Raw genomic sequence first — 773 nt, 5'->3', positions numbered from 1 at the left:
AAGAAGATTATGATCTTGGGCGCGGGACCGATCGTGATTGGACAGGTGAGAGGCGACACGCGCGACCGCGGGGGGGGCAGACCGAGCGACGACGCGAGGAACGGCGCGGGGACGCGCCGATGGGTGGTTTTTGAAAAAAAAAGGATTTGAAAATGAGTCCGATCGGGAGAGACGAAGGGGCGGCTGTGAGGTGTCGTGGATGGGAAGATGCGATAGAGAGAACGCGAGAAGAATCTTGGGCGCTTGGTTTTCGTTTGTGTGCGCGATACTGACCTTTTACGCGCGTGTTGATGCGAACTCGATAGGCATGCGAGTTTGATTACTCTGGGACCCAGGCGTGCAAAGCGTTGCGTAGCGAAGGATACGATGTCGTCCTCGTGAACTCGAACCCGGCGACGATCATGACCGATCCGGAAACCGCGAGCCGTACGTACGTCACTCCGATGACCCCGGCGAGCGTGGAACAAATCATCGCGCGCGAAAAGCCGGACGCTTTGTTGCCGACGATGGGTGGCCAAACTGCGCTCAACTTGACCAAGGCGCTCGCAGAGTCTGGTGTGTTGGACAAGCACAACGTCGAATTGATTGGTGCGAAGCTCGACGCTATCAACAAAGCGGAAGATCGTCAGCTTTTCAAGGATGCCATGGACAAAATTGGATTGAACACCCCGAAGTCTGGCACCGCCGAGACTTGGGAACAAGCGCAAGAAATTGCGAAGGACATCGGCACAATGCCGCTCATCATTCGACCGGCCTTCACTCTTGGTGGTTCT

General features: G+C 56.3%; 1 protein-coding gene. It reads left to right on the top strand.

Going from position 1 to position 773, the window contains the following annotated elements:
* Positions 1-377: 377 nt before the first annotated feature.
* A partial coding sequence (carB, locus tag QF777_12015; GenBank protein ID MDP6912261.1) for a carbamoyl phosphate synthase large subunit occupies positions 378-773 on the top strand: 396 nt, incomplete at its 3' end.

This window comes from Acidimicrobiales bacterium, assembly GCA_030747595.1.
In the GTDB taxonomy this organism is placed as follows: domain Bacteria; phylum Actinomycetota; class Acidimicrobiia; order Acidimicrobiales; family MedAcidi-G1; genus UBA9410.
This window is presented reverse-complemented; position numbering and strand designations above follow the sequence as displayed.